This is a genomic window from Pandoraea pneumonica, assembly GCF_049918595.1.
Classification (GTDB): domain Bacteria; phylum Pseudomonadota; class Gammaproteobacteria; order Burkholderiales; family Burkholderiaceae; genus Pandoraea; species Pandoraea pneumonica_A.
The window spans coordinates 363,660-385,008 of the sequence record NZ_JBNCRZ010000005.1; the positions used below are offsets into that span (position 1 = coordinate 363,660).

Annotated in this window: 14 protein-coding genes; 5 read left to right on the forward strand and 9 right to left on the reverse strand. The window is 63.1% G+C overall.

Annotated elements, in window-relative coordinates; genetic code table 11:
* Window positions 1-14: 14 nt before the first annotated feature.
* The 3 genes from ACPWR9_RS21765 (at window position 15) to ACPWR9_RS21775 (ending at window position 4,122) form a co-directional block, all read left to right on the forward strand.
* Window positions 15-3,338: an error-prone DNA polymerase gene (locus tag ACPWR9_RS21765; RefSeq protein WP_426300522.1), complete on the forward strand. Its 3,324-nt coding sequence runs from the start codon at window positions 15-17 to the stop codon at window positions 3,336-3,338.
* A 188-nt stretch (window positions 3,339-3,526) separates the two neighbouring features.
* Window positions 3,527-3,748, forward strand: coding sequence for a type II toxin-antitoxin system RelE/ParE family toxin (locus ACPWR9_RS21770; RefSeq protein WP_426300656.1), 222 nt, complete (start codon window positions 3,527-3,529; stop codon window positions 3,746-3,748).
* Between the two features lie 62 nt (window positions 3,749-3,810).
* Window positions 3,811-4,122, forward strand: coding sequence for a HigA family addiction module antitoxin (locus tag ACPWR9_RS21775; RefSeq protein WP_426300524.1), 312 nt, complete (start codon window positions 3,811-3,813; stop codon window positions 4,120-4,122).
* A 97-nt stretch (window positions 4,123-4,219) separates the two neighbouring features.
* Here the strand turns inward: ACPWR9_RS21775 and ACPWR9_RS21780 are convergent, their stop codons facing one another.
* The 7 genes from ACPWR9_RS21780 to ACPWR9_RS21810 form a co-directional block, all read right to left on the reverse strand.
* On the reverse strand, window positions 4,220-5,593 hold the full coding sequence (locus tag ACPWR9_RS21780) for a nucleobase:cation symporter-2 family protein (RefSeq protein ID WP_426300526.1): 1,374 nt from the start codon (window positions 5,591-5,593) through the stop codon (window positions 4,220-4,222).
* A 396-nt stretch (window positions 5,594-5,989) separates the two neighbouring features.
* Window positions 5,990-7,486, reverse strand: coding sequence for an HDOD domain-containing protein (locus ACPWR9_RS21785; RefSeq protein ID WP_426300528.1), 1,497 nt, complete (start codon window positions 7,484-7,486; stop codon window positions 5,990-5,992).
* Between the two features lie 17 nt (window positions 7,487-7,503).
* Window positions 7,504-9,276 (reverse strand): putative bifunctional diguanylate cyclase/phosphodiesterase, encoded by a 1,773-nt coding sequence (locus ACPWR9_RS21790; RefSeq protein ID WP_426300530.1) that lies wholly within the window; start codon window positions 9,274-9,276, stop codon window positions 7,504-7,506.
* Window positions 9,277-9,333: 57 nt separating this feature from the next.
* Complete coding sequence (locus tag ACPWR9_RS21795) at window positions 9,334-9,666, reverse strand: hypothetical protein (RefSeq protein WP_426300532.1); 333 nt, start codon at window positions 9,664-9,666, stop codon at window positions 9,334-9,336.
* A 117-nt stretch (window positions 9,667-9,783) separates the two neighbouring features.
* Window positions 9,784-10,521 (reverse strand): aspartate/glutamate racemase family protein, encoded by a 738-nt coding sequence (locus tag ACPWR9_RS21800; protein ID WP_426300534.1) that lies wholly within the window; start codon window positions 10,519-10,521, stop codon window positions 9,784-9,786.
* Between the two features lie 137 nt (window positions 10,522-10,658).
* On the reverse strand, window positions 10,659-11,561 hold the full coding sequence (locus tag ACPWR9_RS21805) for a transporter substrate-binding domain-containing protein (RefSeq protein ID WP_150681436.1): 903 nt from the start codon (window positions 11,559-11,561) through the stop codon (window positions 10,659-10,661).
* Between the two features lie 99 nt (window positions 11,562-11,660).
* Entirely contained in the window at window positions 11,661-12,917 is a 1,257-nt protein-coding gene (locus tag ACPWR9_RS21810) for a D-amino acid dehydrogenase (RefSeq protein ID WP_426300536.1), read from the reverse strand.
* Between the two features lie 214 nt (window positions 12,918-13,131).
* Between ACPWR9_RS21810 and ACPWR9_RS21815 the strand changes: the two genes are divergently transcribed.
* Window positions 13,132-14,091: a LysR family transcriptional regulator gene (locus ACPWR9_RS21815; protein ID WP_426300538.1), complete on the forward strand. Its 960-nt coding sequence runs from the start codon at window positions 13,132-13,134 to the stop codon at window positions 14,089-14,091.
* Between the two features lie 43 nt (window positions 14,092-14,134).
* On the opposite strand, the gene ACPWR9_RS21820 is transcribed toward ACPWR9_RS21815, so the two are convergent.
* A complete protein-coding gene (locus ACPWR9_RS21820) occupies window positions 14,135-14,740 on the reverse strand; it encodes a hypothetical protein (protein ID WP_426300540.1) in 606 nt (201 codons plus the stop codon).
* Window positions 14,741-14,787: 47 nt separating this feature from the next.
* Complete coding sequence (gene dbpA, locus ACPWR9_RS21825; RefSeq protein ID WP_426300542.1) at window positions 14,788-16,203, reverse strand: ATP-dependent RNA helicase DbpA; 1,416 nt, start codon at window positions 16,201-16,203, stop codon at window positions 14,788-14,790.
* Between the two features lie 147 nt (window positions 16,204-16,350).
* On the opposite strand from dbpA, the gene ACPWR9_RS21830 reads away from it, so the two are divergent.
* Window positions 16,351-21,336, forward strand: coding sequence for an NAD-glutamate dehydrogenase (locus tag ACPWR9_RS21830; protein ID WP_426300544.1), 4,986 nt, complete (start codon window positions 16,351-16,353; stop codon window positions 21,334-21,336).
* Window positions 21,337-21,349: the final 13 nt, after the last annotated feature.

Genomic DNA, 21,349 nt, shown 5'->3' on the forward strand with positions numbered 1-21,349 from the left:
GCGCGGGTGTTCTCATGGATATCGACGATTTCCTGCCCTGGCAGGGCCCGACCGAAGGCCTCGCCGCCAACGACGACAGTGCTGACGCACCGGCGGCCGATCCGGCCGACCCGCGTGCCGCCGACGACGGCAGTCTGCCTGCGTATGCCGAACTGCACTGTCTGTCGAATTTCTCGTTTCAACGCGGCGCGTCGCATCCGGAAGAGTTGATCGCACGTGCGGCGCATCTGGGCTACACCGCGCTGGCCATTACCGACGAATGTTCGCTCGCAGGCGTGGTGCGGGCATTGGCCGAAGCGGTGCAGCATCCGTCGGTGTCGCTCATCGTCGGCAGTGAATTTCGTCTGACGCCGAGCCAGGATTTAGCGACGGGCTTGGTGCCGAATCTCGAACCACCGGGCACCGTGCATCTGGTGGCGCTCGCGCAGCATCGCGAAGGTTACGGCAATCTCTCCGAGATGATTACGCTCGGGCGCATGCGTGGCCCGAAGCGCAGCTATCGTTTGCATCCCCGCGATTTCAGCGCGCCTAACGAAGCGCAGGCACATCTGCGTGGTCTGCCTGGCTGCCTGCTGATTCTGGTGCCAGATGCCGACGCGAGCGCAGCGCAGACGCTCGCGCAAACACGCTGGGCGGCGGCAACCTTCGGCGAGGGACGTCTATGGCTCGCGCTCGAACGCCGTCACCGTGCCGACGACGAAGCGCATCTGGCGAAGCTGCGCACGATCTCGGCCGAGTGCGGCGTGCCGCTCGTGGCCACGGGGCATGTGCTCATGCATGTGCGCTCGCGCAAGCCGTTGCAAGACACGCTGACCGCCATCGGGTTAGGCCAGCCAGTGCAGACGTGCGGGCTCGCGCTCACGGCGAATGCAGAGCAACACTTACGCGCGCGCTTACGTCTCGCGTGGCTGTATCCGGCCGAGGCATTGGCCGAGACGGTGGCGATCGCGTCGCGTTGTCATTTCGATCTGCGTAGCCTGCGCTATGAGTATCCGGAAGAGTTGGTGCCGCCCGGTCACACGCCGCAGACCTATTTGCATCAGGAGGTGGAAGCCGGATTGAAGCGCCGCTATCCGGCAGGGGTGCCGCCGAAGGTCCGCAAGCTGATCGAGGCCGAGTTGAAGCTCATCGGCGAACTCGAATACGAACCGTATTTTCTGACGGTCTATGACATCGTGAGCTTCGCGCGCAGCGTGAACATCTTGTGTCAGGGGCGCGGCTCGGCCGCCAACTCGGCGGTGTGTTACTGCCTTGGCATTACCGAGGTCGACCCCGATCAGGTGCAATTGCTCTTCGGGCGTTTTCTGTCGAAAGAGCGTAACGAGCCGCCCGATATCGACGTGGACTTCGAGCATCAGCGGCGCGAAGAGGTGATCCAGTACATCTATAAGAAGTACGGCGTGGATCGTGCTGCGCTGGCGGCGACCGTCATCAGCTACCGCATGCGCAGTGCGGTACGCGACACCGGGCGGGCGCTGGGCATCGACTTATCGATTGTCGAGCAGGTGGCTCAGAGCCAGCAGTGGTGGGATGGCCGCGAGAATCTGCTCGCGCGCATGGCCGCGCAGGGACTCTCGCCCGATGCGCCGACCACGCGGCTATGGGCCGATCTGGTGGCGCGTCTGATTGGTTTTCCGCGGCATTTGTCGCAGCACGTGGGCGGCTTTGTGATCTCGCGCGACAAGCTTTCGCGGCTGGTGCCGATTGCCCCGGCGGCGATGGAAGACCGCTACGTCATTCAGTGGGACAAGGACGACATCGACACGCTCAAGCTGCTCAAGGTCGACGTGCTGGCGCTGGGCATGCTCAGTGCATTGCGCCGCACGCTCGACTTGTTGGGCGAGTGGCGCGGTGTGCCGATGACGCTGGCCGATATTCCGAAAGAAGATCCGGCGACGTACGGGATGATTCGCCGTGCCGACACCATCGGCGTGTTCCAGATCGAGTCGCGGGCGCAGATGAGCATGCTGCCGCGTCTGAAGCCGGTCACGTATTACGACCTGGTGATCGAAGTGGCGATCGTGCGGCCCGGGCCGATTCAGGGCGGCATGGTGCATCCGTATCTGCGGCGCAAGCAGGGCAAAGAGAAGGTGGACTATCCGCGCGAAGAGATCAAGGCAGCGCTCGAACGCACGCTGGGCGTGCCGATTTTTCAAGAGCAGGTGATGCAGGTGGCGATGATTGCCGCCGACTTCACGGCAGGCGATGCCGACCAGTTGCGTCGATCGATGGCGGCGTGGCGGCGTAAGGGCGGGCTTGAGAAATTCCAGACACGCATTGTCGATGGCATGTTGAAGAACGGTTATCCGCGCGATTTTGCTGAAGCGATTTGCCGACAGATCGAGGGCTTCGGCGAGTATGGTTTTCCGGAGAGCCATGCGGCGAGTTTTGCTTTGCTGGCGTACGCGAGTGCGTGGTTGAAATGCCATGCGCCGGAGATGTTTCTGTGCGGCTTGCTCAACAGTTTGCCGATGGGGTTTTATTCGGCGTCGCAATTGGTGCAGGATGCGCGGCGGCATCGGGTCGAAGTCCGTCCGGTCGATGTTTGCGTGAGCGATGTGGACTCCTTGCCCGAAGCGCGCATCGGGCGCTATGGCAATGCCCGGCGCCCGGCGGTGCGGCTCGGGTTGTCGCTGGTCAAGGGGCTGTCTGACGATGGGGCGCAGGCGATTGCGCGGGTGCGCAAGCAGCGGCCGTTTACCGATATCGACGACCTGACGGCGAGGGCAGCGTTATCGCGGCACGATCTCGATGCGTTAGCGGCGGCCGATGCGTTATCGGGCTTGCTGGGCGGGCGGCGTCAGGCGCGCTGGGCGGTGGCGGCATGGCAGCCGCCGACACCGTTGCTGGGCGCGACGACCTTGCGCGACGCCGTGCCGGGCAGTGCTGACGAGCGGGTGGTCTTGCCACCGATGCCGGAGGGGCAGGACATTGTGGCCGACTATGCGAGCACGGGGCTGACATTGCGCCGACACCCGTTGCTGTTGTTGCGCGAGAAGTTGGAGAAGATGCGGGTGCGCACCGCGAAGGCGTTGCAGGCGGAGGCAGTGCACGGGCGGCGGGTGCGAACGGCGGGCATCGTGACGGGGAGGCAGCGGCCGGGCACGGCAAACGGCACGGTATTCGTGTCGTTGGAAGACGAGACGGGCGTGATTAACGTGATCGTGTGGCCCGATCTGGTGGAGACGCAGCGCAAGGAATTGCTGGCGTCGTCGTTGTTGGGCGTGGAGGGAGTATGGCAACGCGAAGAGCGCGTCATGCATCTGGTCGCTCACCGCCTGATCGATCTCTCGCCGATGCTGGGCGAGCTAACCATCTCAAGTCGGAATTTTCATTGAGGGGTTTTCGATAGGATGAGGACATCTGTGGCCCCCCAACCACTGCGTGGACCTCGTATCCGAATTTGACGTGAACGACGCCTCGCATTACTATTGGCGTCACGCGTTAATAACGCGTTGCGTTATTATTCGTGATCGAAGATTTCAAATGCAGAGATACCGCCTTGCTGTTTGATGGACGCAGGGTAATGCGCTGGCGAATGATCGAAGCTGTCGCAACGCGAAAGCTTCAGCAATTGCATGCTGCCGCCACACTCACGTTCCTGCGTGCGCCACCGGGTAATCGACTTGAGGCGCTACGCGGCGAGCGTCAGGGGCAATACAGCATTCGCATCAACGACCAGTGGCGCTTGTGTTTTCGTTTCGACGCGGGCAATGCCTCGGCCGTCGAGATAGTGGATTACCACTGAGCGATGCATGGGTGCGTTCCGATATTTCTGCGCAATCCGCCAATATTTCCTGGAGATCCGACATGGCCCGACAAGTCCCACTGGCAACACCCGGCGAGATCCTCATGCAGGATTGGCTCGGCCCTATGGGAGTCTCGCAATACGCACTCGCGAAGGCGATCGGTGTGCCCCCTCGCCGTATCAATGAAATTGTGCACGGCAAGCGTGCGATTACCGTCGATACCGCGCTGCGTCTCGGCGCCTTCTTCGGTGTCGACGCGCAGAGCTGGCTCAATCTACAAAATCATTACGACGCCGAGATTGCGAGAGCGGCGTTGGCGGATGAATTGCGCGAGATCAAGCGCAATGCCAAGCATCTGTTGGCCGCTGCCTGAGCTTGTGTGCACTGCCGTTGCTTGGCAGCACATCCGTTTTGGGCATAAAGAAGGGGGCACGCATGCCCCCTTATCCATCACGCCGACACGTCCGTGTTTAATGCGCCGCGTCCGCCTGTCGCCCTGCTTCTTGTGCGAGCGCACTGGCTTCCTCTTCGCTGCGCAGCCCGTTGAAGTGGAAGTTAAGCAGCACCGCACTGATCGACGCCAGCAGAATGCCGCTATGGAAGAACGGCGCCAATGCGTGCGGCAACTTCATGAAGAATTTGTCCGAGGCGACCGGAATCATCCCCACGCCGATGCTGATCGCGATGATGTACAGGTTGTAGCGGTTCTTCGCGAGGTCGACCGTCGACAAAATCTTGATCCCCGTCGCCGTCACCATCCCGAACATCACGATGCCCGCACCGCCCAACACAAACTGCGGCACCGAAGCGACCACGTGCGCCACCTTTGGAAACAACCCGAGCACGATCAGAATCAATCCGCCCATCGCACACACCCAACGGCTCTTCACGCCCGTTACACCGACCAAGCCCACATTCTGCGAGAACGAGGTGTACGGAAACGTATTGAAGACACCGCCGATCAGCGTGCCCAGCCCGTCGACACGCAGGCCACGCACCAGCGTCTTTTGATCGACCGGACGCCCGACGATATCGCCCACCGCGAGAAACATGCCGGTCGATTCGATGAACGTCACGAGCATCACCAGCGTCATCGTCGCAATGGCAATCGGGTCGAAGCGCGGCACGCCGAAGTGGAACGGCATCACGAAGCCGAACCACGGTGCCTCGCTCACCCCCGCGAACGACACCTTACCCAGCGCCACCGCCACGATCGTGCCGAACAAAATGCCCAGCAACACGGCAATGTTCGAGAAGAAACCACGCACGTATTTGGTGATGAACAGAATGCACAGCAACACCGCGAACGACACGCCCAGATACAGCGGGTTGCCGTAGTCGGGATTGCCGAAGCCGCCCGCCGCCCAGTTGATCCCCACCCCCATGAGCGAGATGCCGATCACGGTGATGACCGTGCCAGTGACGACCGGCGGGAAGAGCCTTAGCAACTTCCCGATGAACGGCGCAATGACGATGCCGATGATGCCCGCAGCGATGGTCGCGCCATAAATATCGAGCAGTCCCAGATCGGGGTTGGTGCCGATGGCGATCATCGGTGTCACAGCGGTGAACGTCACGCCCATCATGATCGGCAGGCGCAGACCGAAGATCCACAAGCCGAGGGTTTGAATGAGGGTGGCAATGCCGCAGGCGAACAAATCGGCGTTGATCAGAAACGCGATCTGGTCGACCGACATCTTGAGCGCACCGCCAATGATGAGCGGCACTGCCACCGCTCCCGCGTACATCACCAGCACGTGTTGCAGGCCCAGCGTGAACAACTTGGGGAGCGGCAGGCGCTCGTCGACCGGATGCACCGGTGCGGCTGCGGCAGTTTGCGTCATGTCTTCTCCTGATCCGACGTTACGGTGGGACATCGTTGTGTTACATGGCGGAACCGAGCGTAAATTTTTTATTGAGCGGCAGCGAGTGCAGTCAAAAACAAGCCGGTGCGGCAACGCGCGTCAGGCGCGCCACGCAATGCGTTTCACGATGGAGAAAAACTGCGGTATTCGCGACATGGTATGCCGTTGCCGATCCCCCCGCCAGATGGCCTGAAAAGCCTTGCGGCATATGGGGTTGGCAGATAGGTCGAGCGACGTGTGCGACGTCGGCGCGCAGGGCTGCGCGGTGGTGGAATCGTCCAGCCGGAAAACGCCGAAGCCACGCGGTGGCCTCGGACTATATCGAATCCGGAATACTAAAGATTGTATTGGGCGTATGAACCGGCGCGACGCTAATCAGCGTGCGCCGGTGGTGCCCGTTGGCTTGCGCAGCGAGTCGCTGGCGGTGACAGGTGCAGCGCCGTGCTGCGCCGCGCTCTCGAGCTTGCTGGAAATCTCTTCACCCATATGGTGCAGAAACTCCATTTCCTTCGCGCCGATACCGCCTGCGCACAGCGCGCCGCCCCAGTCGCCGTAGAGCAGTGCCACGGTCTGGTTACGCTGGCGCACCGGCAGCAGGAAGAACGACTTCACGTGCGCGAAGTGTTGACGGTGCCAGATCGGAATACGCGGCACGATGCGCGGCTCGCGCGCGTTGTCGATCAGGATGGCGCGGCCGTTGGTGAGCGCGAGGTGGAACACGTCCGGCTCGAACGCCTCGGGGAAGGTGAGGCCCAGCAGCGGCTGCACGTCGCGCCCGATGCCGAAACGCATCTCGAAGACCTTGCTCGTCGGTACACGCACGAACGCCGCGCAATTGACGAAGCCCAGCGATTGCAGAATCGCTTCGAGCGTGAGATTGAGCAGGCCAACGGCATCGGTCTCGCCGGTGGCGGCGCGCACTTCGGAAAGCCCGTCCGCGAGCCGGCGTGCCGAATCGAGCGGCTTACCCGCGGGCGGCGGATTCTTGTTCGAGGCGCGGGTGCTGATCGCGATGAATTCTTGATGGCTCGTATCGCGGGCCATTTCCTCGCCCACCGAGACCACTTCGCTGATATCGAGGGCGAGCCGGTCGGCGTAACGCTCGGCTAGTTCGGCCAGACGCGCCGGGTCGGCCCCGCGCGTGAGTTCCGTCACCATCTCGTTGGACATGTTCGCCACTGCGCACAGCCAGTCGGCGTGCGAGAGCGGGGCGTCGCCTTCGAGGTCGATCGGGCGCATGCTGGTCGCAATCGACTCGGGCAAGCCCCACTTACGGGCGGCGGCTTCGGCCAGCTCGGGGAACGTGATACCGAGCACGCGCTCGCAGGCGTCGCTGTCGCTAATGCCTTCTTCGGCAGCGATTCGCTGAATCTCGATCCATTCGTTCGGGAAGCAGTACGTCACGAGCAGGCGCGCGACATGGTGCAGCAGCGTGCAGACCACGGCTTCTTCACCGTCGCGAATGCCGTTCTTGGCCGTGATGTCGCGGGCGAACGCACCAGCGAGCGTGGCGCGGGCCAGCTCGCGCGCCATGTCGTCACGGCGCGACGCGACTTCGCCGAAGCCTTCGAGCAGCTTCAAGCTCAATGCCAAGTGACCGATCGTGTCGACGCCCAGAATCATGATGGCGCGCGAGACGGTCGTCACGTTGCAGCCGAACGGGGCGTACATGGCCGAGTTGGCCAGCCGGATCACTTTCTGCGTGAGGGCAAAGTCCGAGAGCACCGACGACGCGAGGTCGGCAGTGCTGGTGTTTTCGCTTTGCATGGCAGACACGATGCCCGTGACCGAGCGTTGCAGCGACGGGAAGTCGCCGCGCTCAGCCATGCGCTGCCACAGCAATTCGAGCGTTTTTTCTTTCGTCAGGCTCATGTTGGCGGGGTGTCCGGTCAGTGTCCGGCATCCACGTTGAGGCGTCCGCTCGCGAAGGCCGCCTCGAGTTCTCCCGCAGGCAGGGCTTTCGACACCAGCCAGCCCTGGATGGAATGGCAGCCGCGATCGATCAGCATCTGCCGTTGTTCTTCGGTCTCCACCCCTTCGGCGACCGCCGACAGCCCCAACTCGCGTGCCAACCCCAAGACCGCCGTCACAATCGTACGGTCGTTCGGTGACGTGGGCATGTCTTTCACGAAGCTGCGGTCGATCTTGAGCGCCGAGAGCGGGAATCGTTTCAGATAACCCAGGCTCGAATAGCCCGCACCGAAATCGTCCACGGCGAAGCGCACGCCCAGCGTCTGCAATTCGCGCAGCACGAGGTTGGCTTGCTCGGGGTCGCGCATGAGCACGCTTTCGGTAATTTCGAGTACCAGCCGGTGGCCTTCCACGCCCGAGTCGGCAATCGCTTGCCAGACCAGGCTCGGGAACGACGGATGGTGGAATTGTTGTGCCGAGACGTTGACCGACATGTACAGCCCGTCGAGCCGCGTGCTGCCCCAGCGGGCCAACTGCATGCAGGCCGCGCGCAGGGCCCAGCCGCCGAGCAGGTTGATCAGACCGTTGGCTTCGGCCAGTGGAATGAACTCGGCAGGCGAGACCGGACCAAGCGCCGGGTGCCAGCGCATCAGCGCTTCCACGCCCTTCACGTTCAGCGTGATCGGGTCGCAGATCGGCTGGTAATGCAAGCTGAACTCGCCGTTGTGAATGGCCTCGAACATGGCCGATTCCAACGAGAAGGCTTTGCGGTGCAGGTCGCCCAGATCGTCGGTGTAGACGAACAGGCCGTTGCGGCCGCGGTCCTTGGCGCAATACATGGCGGCGTCGGCATGCTTGATGAGCAGGCCGGCCGAGTCGCCGTGTTGCGGGAAGAACGAGACGCCGATGCTCGTCGTCAGGTGAAGCAACTGGTCACCGACCTGGAACGGCTGCTGCACTGCGGAAAGCAAGCGCTTCATGATGCCGCCGAGCGCCTGTTCGTTATCGCAGCCCGGCAGCACGAGCACGAACTCATCACCGCCCATGCGCGCTGCCATATCGGTTTCGCGAATCTGGGCGATCAGGCGCTGGCCTGCATCGTGCAATAACTGGTCGCCCACGTCGTGGCCGAGCGAGTCGTTGACCTTTTTGAAACCGTCGAGATCGAGCAGGGCGACGGCAAAGTTCGGGCCGCCTTGTCGGGCGTGCTGAATCGCCTCGGTAATGCACTGCTGGATATATTGACGATTGCCCAGCCCCGTCACGGCGTCACGCACTGCCAGATCGGACAGGCGTGCTTCGTTTTCCTTGAACGCGGTGATGTCTTCCCCTTGAATGAGGAAGGTGGCCGGGGCGCCGGCGATACGCGGGGTGTATTGAGCGATGCGAAGTCGCATCCAGATGCGATCGGTCAAACCGCGCAGCAGGCGTACGGTGCACTGCTGGGGACCGAGGGTCTGGGCGGCAGAGAAGGCATCTTGCAACAACGGCACATCTTCAATGCCGGTGAGCTCCATCAACGTCGCGTGATCGATGTACTCGCGTGAGTATTCGAGCAGGCGAAGGGAAGCGTCGGCAATGAAAAGGAAGCGGCCATCGGCCGCCACATGTGCCGAAAGTCCGCCGGTCAGCTCGACCAGCGCCCGGGATAACGCCGGTGCCGGTGCCGGGGCGCTAACCTCGGCGAGTGCCGGTGCCAGGGTCGACGGTTCGACCAAAGGCACACCGGCTGGGAGTCGATCTGAACTCATTGTTGTTGTCTGTGCATGCTTCACGTCGAGCGCGCCGCCGCTCATCTGCTTCCCCGTTCAGGCAAACGCGCTCATGGCCGGACCTTGGTCCGGCAGGTGTCCGATGGATTGTGGGCCATTATAGCCAAAGACGCCAGTGATTTTGGTGGCTGTAACCCCCGTTTCATGCCGCTTTCCACAGGTTTTCCCTTGTGGGTTTTTTTCTGACAAGCCCCTGGGGTTTTTTTCCTGCACGACACCTGCCGTTTGGCTGATAACTGCCTCGCGAACGGCGTTTTTGTTGGGCGCCGTGCCGTCTTGGCAGCGTTTATCGTGCGTGCGCAAGTCTACCGAAGCGCGATGCGTTTGCGGGGGTCCGAATGATGGATTTTTGTCATTGCGATGCAACATCGCGATGCGTCATGAGTGCGTGCCGGGTTTGGCTACGTACGAATACGCATAGGCCTACTCACGACATGGGAATGAGGGGCTTCGGCGTGGGAAATTGCCGAAGCCGTGCGGGGAAGATTACTGACGAGCCGGCGTTGGGTCCGACTCGTGGGCCAACGACCAAGCGATGCATGCACGCGCGAGAGCGGCGGAGGCGTCGAGGCCGAAACGCGCGAGCGGCGTTTCACACATGGCAAGGGCGACCGGAATTTCGGTGCAACCAAGGATGACGCGCTGCGCGCCTGCCGCGAGCAGCGGTTCCATCGCCATGGCGAGCGCTTCGCCGCCACGCCGGATGTCGCCCGCTTTAGTCAGGCGGATGCCTTCGTTGACCAGTGCCTGTTGCGCCAGCGGTTCGGCTGCCGCTACGAAGCGATACCCGAGCGCCTCAAGGCGCGGGCGGTAGACGTTAGCGTGGTGGGTGCCTTCGGTCGCCATCAGGGCGATGGGCGCGCCGGGTGCGACACAGCGCGACAGTTCGCCAGCCACGGCGTCGACGACGTCGAGCACCGGCAGATGGGTCTGGGTGCGCAGCGCTTCGAGCCACGCGTGCGCGGTATTGCAGGCGATGGCGATGCAGCCCGCGCCCGATTGTTCCAACGCATGAACGCCGTCGAGCATGCCGTCCAACGGCGACGCGCCGTCACGCAACAGGGCCTCGGTCCGGTCGGGAATCTGCGGCACCGAGTACAGGATGAACGGGATGTGATCCTGATCTCGGTTCGCCGGATGCTGATCGACAATCTTGCGGCACAGGTCGATCCCTGCGGCAGGCCCCATACCGCCCAGAATGCCAAGCGTTGCGTGCGTGTTCATGATCGTGGCAATTCAACAGACAACTAATAACTTTCACCGACGGGCGAAACGTCTCGCCCTGAACTGCCCGACGGTCTGGGGTGCGCCGACTTCGCTCACCCCGGACCGCCGGTCTACAGCGTCACTGCATCAACCGATCAGTCGTAAGCCTTCGTGACCGGATCCTTGAACATGGCGCGCATTTCCACCGTCATCGGGTAGTTCATGTTCTGGTTCTTCGGCGGCACCGGCTGCGTGAACCACTTGTTGTACAGCTTCTCCATCTCGCCCGACTTTTCCATGTCGGCAATCACCGTGTTCACCACTTGGGTGAATTGCGGATCGTCCTTGCGCAACATACAAGCGTAGTTTTCGAACTGGAGGTTCGGGCCGACGACTTCGTAGCCCTTGGCTTCTTCGGCCGGCAGCGCGGCGCGTTGACCGTACAGCAGCGGCTCGTCCATCACGAACGCCACGGCGCGGCCTTGCTTGACCGTCAGGAAGCCGTCCGAGTGTTCCTTCGTCTGAATCAGGTTGAAGCCGATTTCGCCCTTCTTGCCCGACAGAATGCGGTCGGCCGTCGTGCCTGCCGTCGTCGCAATCGTCTTGCCCTTCAGGCTGTTCAGGTCGGTGATGCCCGAGCCCGACTTCGCAATCATCTTGATCGAGTACAGGAAGATGTTGTGCGAGAAGCCGACTTGCTTGGCGCGCTCGAACGTGTGCGTGGTCGAGCCGCACTCCAGATCGATCGTGCCGTTTTGCATCAGCACGATACGGTTCTGCGAGGTGATCGGCGTTTCGGTGATCTTCAGGTTCGGCGCGTCGATCTTCTTCTTGACCGCGTCGACGATCTTCAGCGCGATTTCTTGCGAATACCCGATGGTCTTGCCCGTGTTGTCCGCGTACGAGAACGGAATCGACGATTCGCGCACCCCGAGCGCCACCACGCCAGTGTCCTTGATCTTCTTGAGCGTGCCGGTCAGTTCTTCTGCGCTGGCAGTGTGCGCGAACAGGCTAGCGGCGGCGCTGACGAGCAGCAAAGGGGCAAACAGCTTCTTCATGGTCTCAGTCCTATAGGAACAAATGGCACGGTGGTCCGCGCCGTTGGAATATCAAAACCAAAAACAGCGATACAACCAAACATGTTCGGGCACCGAACCTTACGCGGCCAGCCGGGCAAACCCTGCCAGATCGACGGCAGGTTGCTCGCCGTCGATCGCATTGGCGATGACGCGTGCGGCGCCCATCGACAACGTAAAACCCAATCCGCCGTGGCCCACGTTCAGCCACAAGTTGCCCAACCGGCCAGCGCGCCCGAGAATCGGACGCCCATGCGGCGTGGCCGGACGCATCCCCGTCCACTCCAGCGGCGCATGCGCACCGCGCAATGCCGGGAACAAGTCGCCCGAGAGCGAGCGCAGCGCATCGATGCGGTGCTCGGCAATGCGATAGTCGTAACCCACCAGATCGGCGATGCCTGCAACACGCAGGTGATCGCCAAGGCTTGCATACACCACCTTGTTGTCCGCATCCGTCACCGACACCTGCGGGCGTGCCGCTTCAGGTGCGTCGCGATACGTCAAGCTGTAACCCTTGAGCGGATACAGCGAAATCGATTCGCCCACCGTGCGCAGTAACGGCATGGCGGCGAGTCCGTTGGCGACGACCACCGCGTCGACCTCGATATCGCCGGCGCGCGTGCGGATCGCTTGCACTGCGTCGCCGCGCACGTCGAAGCCGGTCACTTCTTGATCGAAGCGCAACGTGCCGCGTGCATGGGCGCCGACGAGTCGCGCCAATTCTTTGCACAACAACTGGCAGTCGCCGGTGCCTTCGCCCGGCGTATGAATCCCGCCGGCCAGCTCGCCCGCGATCTTGCCGAGCGCCGGCTCCAGTGCCGCACACGTGGCGGCGTCGACACGGCGTTGCGCGTAGCCAAGACCGTTGGCCAGTTCGAGCGAGCGTTCGGCGGCGGCGAGCTTAGCGGCGTCGCGATACACCACGAGTTTGCCGCTGAGTCGATAGTCGAACGACACCGACTCTTGCGCGAGAAACTCCAGCATCACTTCGCGGCTATGCAGCCCAAGCGAGAGCAGACGCAACGTCGAGCTGGCATTGGCCTGCGTATTGCAGTGTTTGACGAACTCGATCGACCAGCGCCAGAAATCCGGATCGAACGACGGTTTGATTCGCAGCGGGCCGGTGCGCGAAAACAGCAGCGACGGTAGTTGCGACAGGACCCCGGGTGCCGCGAGCGGCGACACGTAGCCGTAACTCAGTTGGCCGCCGTTGGCGAAGCTTGTGCCCAGACCCGGGCCGCGCCCACTGTCGATGACCGTGACCTCGTGGCCTGCGCGCAGCAACTGATACGCGCTGGCGAGGCCGACGATGCCCGCCCCGATGACTCCAATATGCATGACGATGAATAACAACCAAAAACGCAGGGAATTGCAAGGCGGAAAATATTCGCGGCAGCAGGACGGGGGAGCCGCCGCAGGCGCTTTTTCCTTGGCCTTTGTTACGCAGTGTAGAGCGATAAAAATCGCCAACCTATGCGGTTTTGAGGCAGCATATGTCTTTTAGCTATAGGGTCGTCGCGACGTGCGGCCCGCCACAGGAGCGGCAGCAGGCATGAAATTGCGGCATATCGAGACGTTTCGCGCAGTGGTTCTGACAGGCTCGGCGAGTGGCGCGGCGCAACTCCTCAACGTCTCGCAACCGGTGGTCTCACGGGTGCTTCAACATGCCGAGCAGCAGCTCGGATTCAAGCTCTTCGATCGCGTGAAGGGCCGCCTCGTGCCTACTGCCGAAGCGCGCCGCCTCTATCCCGACGTCGAGCGAATCTTCAGCGACTTGGAGCGCCTTCGCACCACGTCGCGCAATTTGCGTCAGCACGGTGTCGGTCATCTGCGCATCGCCGCCACGCCCAGCCTTGCGCAAAGTCTGCTGCCCGCGGCCATCGAGCGCATGCGGCGCGCCCATCCCGATGTGGTCTTCGAACTCATCACGCACCACACGACCGAGATGATCACGGCGATCCTCACGTCGTCGGTCGACGTGGGCATCGTCTCGGCACCGCCCATGGCGGCCGGTATCGTGAGCCGTCCGATTGCGCAGGGGCATATCGTGCTGGCCGTGCCCGCTGCGTGGCCGAAGCTCGCGCGGCGTGGCCAAGCGAGTGCGGAGGCGCTGATCGGGCGCGACCTGATCAAGCTGCACGACGACACGCCGCTCGGGGCGCTGATCAATGAGCGTCTGGAGCAAACCGCGCTTTTGCAGGATGCCGAAGTGATGGTGCAGACCTACTCGCTCGCGGCGGCGCTGGTCGAGCACGGGCTCGGTTATGCGTTGCTCGACCAGTTCACCGCAGCCAGCGCGCATGTGCAGACGCAATGTCTGTACCGGGTGTCACCGGCGATTGATTTTCCGGTCGAGATGCTGCGACCGGCACACGAGCCGGAGTCGGTACTGGCCGATACGCTGCGTCGTCATTTGGCGGATGTGGCGCAGGAACTCAGTGCGCGTGCTGAGGCGCTATGCGAAGGCCGCGAAATCGTCCTCGCGCCGGGTGAAGCGGCCGACGAGGGCTGAGCACTTTAGGCTGCGCCAGTGGATAACCGACGCCACAAGCGGTTTACCGGCAACCCGGTTCGCTCTTGACCTCGAAGTAGGTGAAGGGCTGACCTTGCAGCTTGCCTGCGAGCGACGGATAGTTTGCCGAGACAAACCGGCGCGCACCGGCCATATCGAACTCGGTACGTAACCAGATCTGCCCGTCGTGACTGTCGAGCACCAGCGTGCCTGCATAAATCACGTCGCCGCGGCGCACCTGTATCGTCGGCACCTTGCGGCCCTTGCAATAGCGAAAGCGGTAGCTGTTGTCGGCAGGCACGAACTCCATCGGCCCGAAGCGCTCATTGCGCATGGGTGGCGACACGCGCATGGCGACAAAGCCGCGTGTCGGCGGGTTGGTGTTGAGCGTGCGCGTGACCTTACCGGCGACGATGCCGTTGACCGTCTGCGAAAAATCCGAATAACTCCACGGCCCCCATGTGCTTTGCAAGGGCGTGTCGAGACCGACGATCACGATGGCGTATTCGTCGAGAGTGTCTTCGGTGAGTTGGGGATTGGGCGGAATGCCCTTGGTGCTGCACGCGGCGAGCAGTGCCGCAGCGATGAGCGCCGCACACCGCGCAGCGAAGGAGGACAACAGGGGACGTGACGTTTGCGACGACCTCATTGCAGCCTCCTTGCCGCGCGCGGCGTGGGCGTTAGCTTGCTGACACTTCAGTCCTGCTGCATGTAGCGCACTTTGACCTTACGGCCTTTGACGCGGCCGTCGTTGAGCTTGCGCAGCGCCACGGGGGCGATGTCGCGCTCCACGGCAATATACGTGAAGTTCTCGAGCACGTTGATCTTGCCGATCTGACTGGCGGCAAACCCTGCTTCGCCGGTGAGCGCGCCCAGCACGTCGCCCGGACGAATCTTGTCTTTCTTGCCGCCGTACATCTGAATCGTCACCATCGGCGGCAGCAAATGGCCGCTGCCCGAAGGCGTGAGTTCGTCGAGCTTATGCCACGGCACCTCGCCGCCTTGCGCGGCTTCGATGGCGCCCACGCGGCCCATCTCGTTCATGCTCACCAGGCTGAAGGCCCAGCCGTCTTCGTCTGCGCGGCCGGTGCGCCCGACGCGGTGGACATACACCTCGGGGTCGGGCGTCACGTCCACGTTAATAACCGCTTCGAGTTGTGCGATGTCGAGCCCGCGCGCGGCCACGTCGGTGGCAACCAGCACCGAGCAGCTACGGTTGGCAAACTGAATCAGCACCTGATCGCGTTCGCGCTGTTCCAGATCGCCGTGCAGCATCAGCGCGTGAAAGCCTTCGGCCATCAGCACATCGGTCAGATCGCGGCACTGGGCGCGCGTGTTGCAGAACGCAATCGTGCTGACCGGGCGGAAGTGATCGAGCAACTGGCCCACGGCGTGCAGGCGCTCTTCTTCACGCACTTCATAGAAGCGCTGGCGAATTTTGCTGGCGTCGTGCTTTTCTTCCAGACGAATCTCGCGCGGGTTGCGCAGCAGGCGTTGGGCCAGCTTGCCAATGCCTTCCGGATACGTCGCAGAGAAGAGCAGCGTCTGGCGCGAGGCGGGCGTTTGACGGGCCACGGTGGCGATATCGTCGAAGAAGCCCATGTCGAGCATGCGATCGGCTTCGTCGAGCACCAGCGTCTTCACGTTGGCGAGCGAGAGCGTGCCGCGCTCGAGGTGATCCATGATGCGTCCCGGCGTGCCGACGACCACGTGCGCGCCATGCGCGAGGCTCTCAGCCTGCGGGCGCAGCGGGGCGCCGCCGCACAGCGTGAGCACCTTGACGTTGTCTTCGGCGCGGGCGATCCGGCGCACTTCTTGTGCGACTTGCTCGGCGAGCTCACGGGTGGGGCAAAGCACGGCGGCTTGCACGGCGAAGTCGCGCACATCCACACGTTGGAGCAGTCCGAGCGAGAACGCGGCGGTTTTGCCGCTGCCGGTCTTGGCTTGGGCGATGAGGTCGTGCCCGGCGAGCATATCGGGCAGCGATGCGCTCTGGATGGGCGTCATCGCGGCGTAACCGAGCCGTGCGAGGTTCTCCTGCATGGCAGGCGAGAGCGGCAGGCTCGAGAAGGGGGCGCCGTCGGCGCGAGAATCGGGGGCTTTTGAAGTCATGCGCGATTATACCGGCTTATATAGGGGCACTATATCTGCCCTGTGCCTGTCCTAGCGGTTGCCCGAAGCACCATTGCCGCCCGGGACCACCCGGCGTAGCATGGCCTTGCCTGTCGATGACTCGTCCCATTCCTGCCGAGGTTTTTCATGCCTGCGCATCCGGAAGAGAAGGTCCGCCAGCACATGGCGGAAGTCGTGACCATGGCGCGCGAGCGCGCGCCCGACGTTGCAGCCCAGTTCGAACCCTTCGTATTGCATTACTACGGCTTGGCCGACGCGGAAGAAGTCGTCTCTCGCAGTGTCGCCGACCTTTATGGCGCGGCGATGGCACATTGGCAACTTGGCCAAAAGTTCGTCTCCGGCCAGCCGCGCATCCGCATCTACAACCCCACGCTCGACCAGCATGGCTGGCATTGTAGCCACACCGTCGTCGAAATCGTCAACGACGACATGCCGTTTCTCGTCGACTCGGTCACGATGGAAATCAACCGCCAAGGGTTGGCGCTCCATTCCGCATTCCACCCCGTCTACCGTGTCACGCGCGACAGCGCGGGCAAGCGCATTGCGGTCGCCCCCGGCGGCGGCATCCGGCGCAACGGCGTGCCCGCCATGGGCGACGGGGCCAGTCCAGCCGCCGATGTCGGCGCGTTGCTCGGTTCGACGGGCGCCGCCAGTGCGGCCCCGCCCGCGAGCGAGGGCACTAGCGGGAATGGCGACGGCGGCCGGTTCGAATCGTATATCCATGTCGAAGTCGATCGTTTCTCTGAACCGGAGCGCATTCAGGCCCTCGCAGACGGGCTGCAACGCGTGCTCGGCGATGTGCGCGCGGCAGTGGAAGACTGGCGTCCGATGCAAGCGGCGGCCCACGCGGCCATTGAAGCCCTGACGGCGCGGGCGGCACAGAAGGGCGTGAGCGAGCAGGAGCGCGCGGAAGTCGACGAAGCGCAAGCCTTTCTCGACTGGATGCTCGCGAGGCACTTCACTTTCTTGGGCTATCGCGATTACGAACTCGTTGAGCGCGACGGTGCGCACTACCTGCAAGGGGTGGCGGGCACCGGCCTTGGCGTGTTGCGCGAAGCACGCCGCGACGCCGCATCGCCCGACGTCACGCGTTTGTCGCCCGGGGCCATCGGCATTGTGGAAGCGAGCACGCCGATTTTCCTTACCAAGGCGAATTCACGTGCCACGGTCCACCGGCCGGGCTATCTCGACTACGTGGGCGTCAAGCGTTTCGACGCGAAGGGCCGTGTCTGTGGCGAGCGGCGCTTTCTGGGGCTTTACACGTCGACGGTCTACATGGTGCCGGTGGAAGATATTCCGCTCGTGCGCCGCAAAGTCGCCGACGTGATCGGGCGCACGGGCTTTCTGCCCAACGGCCATCTGGCGAAGACGCTCGTCACCATTCTTGAGCAATACCCGCGCGACGAACTCTTCCAGATCGATACCGATGCGCTGGCGGACATTGCGCTCGGCATTCTGCGTTTGCAGGAACGCCAGCGCACGCGCCTGTTCGTACGGCGCGACCGGTTCGACCGTTTCGTGTCGTGCATGGTGTTCGTGCCGCGCGAGAAATTCAACACGGACTTGCGCGTGCGTGTGCAGAACTTGCTGCTCGCGGCGTATCACGGCACGGGGGTGGAATTCACGCCGCAGCTCTCCGAATCGATGCTGGCGCGCATTCATATCACCGTGCGCACCGAGCCGGGCCATGTACCTGACGTTGACGTGAACGAACTCGAAGCGCGCATCGTCGAGACTTCACGCCGCTGGCAAGACGACCTGTCGGAAGCACTGCGCGAGCACTTGGGCGAAGAGCGGGGCATGCGCGCGTTGCGTCGCTACGCACAGGCGTTTCCTGCCGGGTATCGCGAGGATTACGCAGCCCGTGTCGCGGTTCGGGACGTTGAACTGATCGAGCCACTGCTCGGTGCGCGCCCATCTGAGACCGGCTGCTCGCAACTGTCGATGCAGCTTTATCGCCCGCTCGAAGCTTCGCCAGGCGCCGTGCGCTTCAAGATTTATCAGGCGAGCGAGCCGATCGCGCTCTCGCGCAGCTTGCCGATGCTTGAACATCTGGGCGTGCGCGTGAACGACGAGCGTCCGTATCGTATTGAGACGGCCGACTCCGGCACGGTGTGGATGCACGACTTCGGCATGACGAGCCTCGACGGTGCCGACGTCGATTTGGAGCATGCCCGTGCCCGATTCGAAGATGCGTTCGCGCGCATCTGGGCGGGGGATGTCGAAAACGACGATCTGAACCGGCTGGTGTTGCAAGCGGGTCTGACTTGGCGCGAGGTGCGCATCCTGCGCGCGTACGCGAAGTACATCCGGCAAGTGGGGTCGACGTTCAGCAACGCCTATATCGAGAATGCGCTCACGGGCAATCCGGCCATTGCAGGCATGCTCGTACGGCTGTTCCTCGCACGCTTCGACCCGGCGCATGCCGCCGAAGCACGCACTGCGCAGTCGGAGCAACTGAGGGCCAAGATTCACGAAGCGCTCGAAGACGTCCCCAATCTCGACGAAGACCGCATCCTGCGCCAGTTCCTGGGCGTGTTGGAAGCCACGTTGCGCACCAATTATTTCCAAAAGGGGCGGGACGGCACGGGCCAGAAGCCTTATTTGTCGTTCAAATTCGACCCGTCGAAGGTGCCGGGCTTGCCCGAGCCGAAGCCGATGTTCGAAATATGGGTGTATTCGCCGCGTGTCGAGGGCGTGCACCTGCGTGGCGGACGTGTGGCGCGCGGCGGTTTGCGCTGGTCCGACCGGCGGGAGGACTTCCGCACCGAAGTGCTGGGGCTCGTCAAAGCGCAGATGGTGAAGAACACCGTCATCGTGCCGGTCGGCTCGAAGGGCGGTTTCGTCGTCAAGCAGCCGCCGTCGCCGGGCGATCGCGACGCGTTTCTGGCCGAGGGCGTGGCGTGCTATCAAACCTTCCTGCGTGGTCTGCTCGATCTGACGGACAACTACGTCGACGGGCAATTGGTGGCGCCTCCCGACACCGTGCGCTACGACGCCGACGATCCCTATCTTGTCGTGGCCGCCGACAAGGGCACCGCCACCTTCTCGGATTACGCAAACGCCATTTCTGCCGAGTACGGCTTCTGGCTGGGCGATGCGTTTGCGTCGGGCGGATCGGTCGGCTACGACCACAAGAAGATGGCCATCACCGCGCGTGGGGCGTGGGAGTCCGTCAAGCGGCACTTCAGCGAGATGGGCGTCGACACACAGACGCAGGACTTCACCGTGGTCGGCATTGGCGACATGTCGGGCGACGTGTTCGGCAACGGCATGCTGCTGTCGAAACATATCAATCTCGTGGCGGCGTTCGATCATCGCCATATCTTTCTCGATCCGTCGCCGGATGCGGCGACGTCCTTCGCCGAGCGCGAGCGGCTGTTCCAGTTGCCGCGCTCCAGCTGGGCGGACTACAACACCGCGTTGATTTCAGCGGGTGGTGGCATCTTCCCCCGCAGCGCCAAGGCAATTCCGCTCTCGCCGGAGGTGCGCGCGCTGATAGAGACCGAGGCGACCGAAATGGCGCCGACCGATCTACTGCGTGCGCTGCTCAAGGCGCCGGTCGATCTGCTCTATAACGGCGGTATCGGAACCTATGTGAAGGCCAGCACCGAGACGCATGCCCAAGTCGGCGACCGGGCGAACGACGGGCTGCGGGTGAACGGGCTAGACCTGCGTTGCAAGGTGGTGGCCGAGGGCGGGAATCTCGGTCTGACGCAATTGGGGCGTATCGAATACGCGCAGCATGGCGGGCGGATCAACACCGATGCCATCGACAACTCGGCAGGCGTCGATTGTTCCGATCACGAGGTGAACATCAAGATCTTGCTGGGGATCGTGGTCACCGATGGCGAGATGACGCTCAAGCAGCGCAACACGCTGCTCGCAGAGATGACCGAGGAGGTCGGCACGCTGGTGCTGCGCGACAACTACTTCCAAACGCAGGCGTTGTCGTTGGGTCGTTTGCGCGCGGCGGCGGCGCTCGATGGTGATGCGCGTTTTATGCGGTATCTGGAACGCGCGCAGCGGCTCGCCCGCGCCATCGAGTTCCTGCCTGACGACGAGGCGCTCGATGCTCGCCGTACGGCGGGAACTGGCCTGACGTCTCCCGAGCGCGCCGTGCTGATGGCGTACAGCAAGATGTGGCTCTACGACATGCTGCTCGCCAGCACGTTGCCCGATGCCGAGTTCGTGTCGGAAGATTTGCCGACCTATTTCCCGTCGCCGCTGGCGAGTCGGTGCGGTGCGGCGATGACGCGGCATCCGCTCAAGCGAGAGATTTTGGCGACGATGCATGCCAATGCGCTCGTTAACCGGGCGGGCGTGACGTTCGTGCATCACCTGAGCGAAGAGACTGGCGCCGATCCGGTCGATGTGGTGCGGGCGAGTCTGGCCGCACGCGGGGTGTACGGGCTCGATGCGTTGTGGGCGGAGATCGACGCTCTCGATGCACGGGTTTCTCACGAAACGCAGGCGGGGCTGTTCACGGCGCTGGCGCAATGGCACGAACAGGCGACGCTGTGGTTCCTGCGGCGTCGTTTGACCGACGTGCCGCAGACCGTGGAGCGTCTGCGTGGGGTACTCGATCCGCTGCTGCCGTCGCTTGACTCGCTGGTGAGCGGAGAAGCGGCCGAGGAAGCCCGGGCCAAGCGTCAGGCGTTTGTCGATGCAGGGGTGCCACCGGCACTCGCGCAGACGGCGGCTGGCATCGGCGCACGCGTGGCGTTGCTCGATATTGCGGAAGTGGCGAGCACGAGCCAATGCGAGCCTGAATTGGCGGCGCAAGTGTACTTCGCGCTCGATCAGCCGCTTGGGTATGGCTGGTTGCATGCTGGCGTGCTTGGGTTGCCGGTGCAGTCGCACTGGCAGCGTCTGGCGCGGGCCACATTGCTGGAGGAATTGTCGACGCTGCGCCGACGGTTGACGGCGAGTGTGCTTGAAGGGAAGGCGTCGACAGGGCAAGCGGATAGCCGCGTGGCCGAATGGCAGCAGGCGCACGCCGATTCACTCGCTCGCTATCACCGTGTGCTCGCCGATCAAGTGGCATCGGGAAATGCCGATTTGGCCATGCTCTCGGTCAGTCTCAAATCCTTAGCTGAAGTCGGGCGTTAAGGTTGTCATACCA

Bases quoted from the DNA above. Each gene is read 5' to 3' on its own strand.
- dbpA (WP_426300542.1), bottom strand. From the start codon at position 16,203: ATGACTTCAAAAGCCCCCGATTCTCGCGCCGACGGCGCCCCCTTCTCG.
- ACPWR9_RS21810 (WP_426300536.1), bottom strand. From the start codon at position 12,917: ATGCATATTGGAGTCATCGGGGCGGGCATCGTCGGCCTCGCCAGCGCG.
- ACPWR9_RS21770 (WP_426300656.1), top strand. From the start codon at position 3,527: ATGCGCTGGCGAATGATCGAAGCTGTCGCAACGCGAAAGCTTCAGCAA.
- ACPWR9_RS21805 (WP_150681436.1), bottom strand. From the start codon at position 11,561: ATGAAGAAGCTGTTTGCCCCTTTGCTGCTCGTCAGCGCCGCCGCTAGC.
- ACPWR9_RS21785 (WP_426300528.1), bottom strand. From the start codon at position 7,486: ATGAGCCTGACGAAAGAAAAAACGCTCGAATTGCTGTGGCAGCGCATG.
- ACPWR9_RS21830 (WP_426300544.1), top strand. From the start codon at position 16,351: ATGCCTGCGCATCCGGAAGAGAAGGTCCGCCAGCACATGGCGGAAGTC.
- ACPWR9_RS21780 (WP_426300526.1), bottom strand. From the start codon at position 5,593: ATGACGCAAACTGCCGCAGCCGCACCGGTGCATCCGGTCGACGAGCGC.
- ACPWR9_RS21790 (WP_426300530.1), bottom strand. From the start codon at position 9,276: ATGAGTTCAGATCGACTCCCAGCCGGTGTGCCTTTGGTCGAACCGTCG.
- ACPWR9_RS21815 (WP_426300538.1), top strand. From the start codon at position 13,132: ATGAAATTGCGGCATATCGAGACGTTTCGCGCAGTGGTTCTGACAGGC.
- ACPWR9_RS21795 (WP_426300532.1), bottom strand. From the start codon at position 9,666: ATGTTGCATCGCAATGACAAAAATCCATCATTCGGACCCCCGCAAACG.
- ACPWR9_RS21820 (WP_426300540.1), bottom strand. From the start codon at position 14,740: ATGAGGTCGTCGCAAACGTCACGTCCCCTGTTGTCCTCCTTCGCTGCG.
- ACPWR9_RS21800 (WP_426300534.1), bottom strand. From the start codon at position 10,521: ATGAACACGCACGCAACGCTTGGCATTCTGGGCGGTATGGGGCCTGCC.
- ACPWR9_RS21775 (WP_426300524.1), top strand. From the start codon at position 3,811: ATGGCCCGACAAGTCCCACTGGCAACACCCGGCGAGATCCTCATGCAG.
- ACPWR9_RS21765 (WP_426300522.1), top strand. From the start codon at position 15: ATGGATATCGACGATTTCCTGCCCTGGCAGGGCCCGACCGAAGGCCTC.